The organism is Variovorax sp. 01T439_2 (genome assembly GCF_056398445.1).
In genome coordinates this window covers 1-2,327 of the sequence record NZ_JBFTPJ010000924.1, presented here as the reverse complement: position 1 = coordinate 2,327, position 2,327 = coordinate 1, and the positions used below count along the sequence as shown (strand labels likewise).

At 66.4% G+C, this 2,327-nt stretch carries 2 protein-coding genes; both read right to left on the bottom strand.

All coding sequences use genetic code 11. From position 1 onward, the window contains the following. Positions 1–1,096, bottom strand: a 1,096-nt coding sequence (locus AC1DOC_RS29855; protein WP_478131140.1) for a M20 aminoacylase family protein, incomplete at its 3' end; no start/stop codon positions are given. A 1-nt stretch (position 1,097) separates the two neighbouring features. Further along, positions 1,098–2,078 (bottom strand): ABC transporter permease, encoded by a 981-nt coding sequence (locus tag AC1DOC_RS29850; protein ID WP_012746238.1) that lies wholly within the window; start codon positions 2,076–2,078, stop codon positions 1,098–1,100. Positions 2,079–2,327 lie beyond the last annotated feature (249 nt).

Below are 2,327 nucleotides of genomic sequence, written 5' to 3'. Positions count from 1 at the left end.
GGTAGGCGCCGGCCTTTTTCTGCAGCATGAAGGAGAAGTCCTCGGCGCCCATGCTGGGCTCCATGCTGCGCTCGACATTGGAAGCGCCCACCAGCGACTCGGCCACGTCGGCCGCGAACATCGCCTCCGGTGCGGTGTTGATGGTGGCCGGGTAGATGCGCTCGTACCTGATGGTGGCGGTGGCGCCGAAGCCCGCGGCCACGGCCGTGCAGAGCTCGGTCAGGCGTTGCTCGACCTGCGCCTGCACGCGCGCGCTGAAGGTGCGCACGGTGCCCACCAGCGTGGCCTCGCCCGGGATCACGCTCATCGCGCCCAGGTCGCCCGCCTGCACCGCGCAGATGCTGACCACCGCCGCATCGATCGGCCGCACGCTGCGCGACACGATGGTCTGCGCGGCCGTGATGATGTGCGCGGCGACCACCACGGGGTCGATGGTCTGGTAGGCGTGGGCACCGTGGCCGCCCTTGCCCTTGATCTCGATCGTGACGCGGTCGGCCGCGGCCATCATCGCGCCGCGGTTGATGCCCACGGTGCCCGCGGGCATGGCGGGCCAGTTGTGCATGGCATAGACCGCGTCGACCGGAAAGCGGTCGAACAGGCCGTCCTCGATCATCACGCGCGCGCCGGCAAAGCCTTCTTCGCCAGGCTGGAAGATCAGCACCGCGGTGCCGTCGAAGCTGCGGGTCTCGGCCAGGTAGCGCGCCGCGCCGACCAGCATGGCCGTGTGGCCGTCGTGTCCGCAGCCGTGCATCAGGCCGTCGTTGGCGGAGCGCCAGCCGAAGTCGTTGTCCTCGCGCATGGGCAGCGCATCCATGTCGGCGCGCAGGCCGATCATCCGGCCGCTCGCCGTGGAGCGGCCGCGGATGACGCCCACCACGCCGGTCTTGCCGATGCCCTCGTGGATCTCGTCCACGCCGCAGGCACGCAGCGCTTCGCGCACGCGGCCGGCCGTGTAGACCTCTTCGAAGCCGAGCTCGGGGTGGGCGTGCAGGTCGCGGCGAAAGGCCGTGATCTCCGGATAGAAGCTCGCGATGTGCGCAAACGCCCTGCCCGAGGCCTGCAGTCGCGGTGCTGCAGCTGCTGCGACAACCGTCATTTCAATGTCCTCCCGCCTTGCCCACGCGCAGCCGCGGATCGACCACGAAGTACAGCAGGTCGACCACCAGGTTGATCACCACGAAGATCAAGGCAATGAGGCACAGGTAGGCCGCCATCACCGGCACGTCGGCAAAGGTCACGGCCTGGATGAACAGGAGCCCCATGCCGGGCCACTGGAACACCGACTCGGTGATGATGGCAAAGGCGATGAGGCCGCCGAGCTGCAGGCCCGTGATGGTCATCACCGGCACCAGCGTGTTCTTGAGCGCATGGCCGAAATGAATGGCGCGGTTCGTGAGGCCCCGGGCGCGCGCAAACTTGATGTAGTCGGTGCGCAGGACCTCGAGCATCTCGGCGCGCACCAGCCGCATGATCAGGGTCAGCTGGAAGATCGCGAGCGTGACGGCCGGCAGGATGATGTGATGCCATCCGTCGGCCCGGAACAAACCGCTGCTCCACCAGCCGAACTGCACGGTCTCCCCGCGCCCGAAGCTCGGGAACCAGCCCAGCATCACCGCAAACACAAGGATCAGCAGGATGCCGATCAGGAAGGTGGGCAGGGACACGCCGAGCAGCGACACGGTCATGAACACCTGACTCAGGAAAGTGCCGCGGCGCAGCGCGGTGTACACGCCCATCGGAATGCCGATGAACAGCGCCAGCACGGCCGCCACCAGCGCGAGCTCGAGCGTGGCCGGAAAGCGCTCGCCGATGAGGCGCGAGACCTTCGCGCCCTGGCGCAGGCTCAGGCCGAACTCGCCCTGGGCCGCGTTGACGAGAAAGTGCCAGAACTGCACGAAGAAGGGCTGGTCGAGCCCCAATGCGGCGCGCAGCTCGCGGATCTGCTCGGGCTTGGCATCCTGGCCCAGCAGAAAGACGACGGGGTCGCCCACATATTGGAAGAGAAGAAAGGCGATGAACGCGACCGCGATCATGACGATCACGGCCTGGATCAGGCGGCGCAGGACGAAAGCAATCATTCAGCAAACAATGTGAACAGGCATGCTAGCAGTGCAAGGTGCGTGCCCGCACGGTGGTTCCCCGGGGGTGCACGCGGATGGTGCGCTTCGAATGCACCCACGCAACATCGGCGAAGCCCCCAATGAAAAAAGCCACTCGACTTTCGTCGAGTGGCTTTTGAGTCTTTCGATTCAAAGCTGGCTTAAGCCAGCCTCGAATTAGAAAGCGTGACGGATACCGAAGTCGTAGCCGGTCGAGGTCTTCGGGGT

Bases quoted from the DNA above. Each gene is read 5' to 3' on its own strand.
- AC1DOC_RS29850 (WP_012746238.1), bottom strand. From the start codon at position 2,078: ATGATTGCTTTCGTCCTGCGCCGCCTGATCCAGGCCGTGATCGTCATG.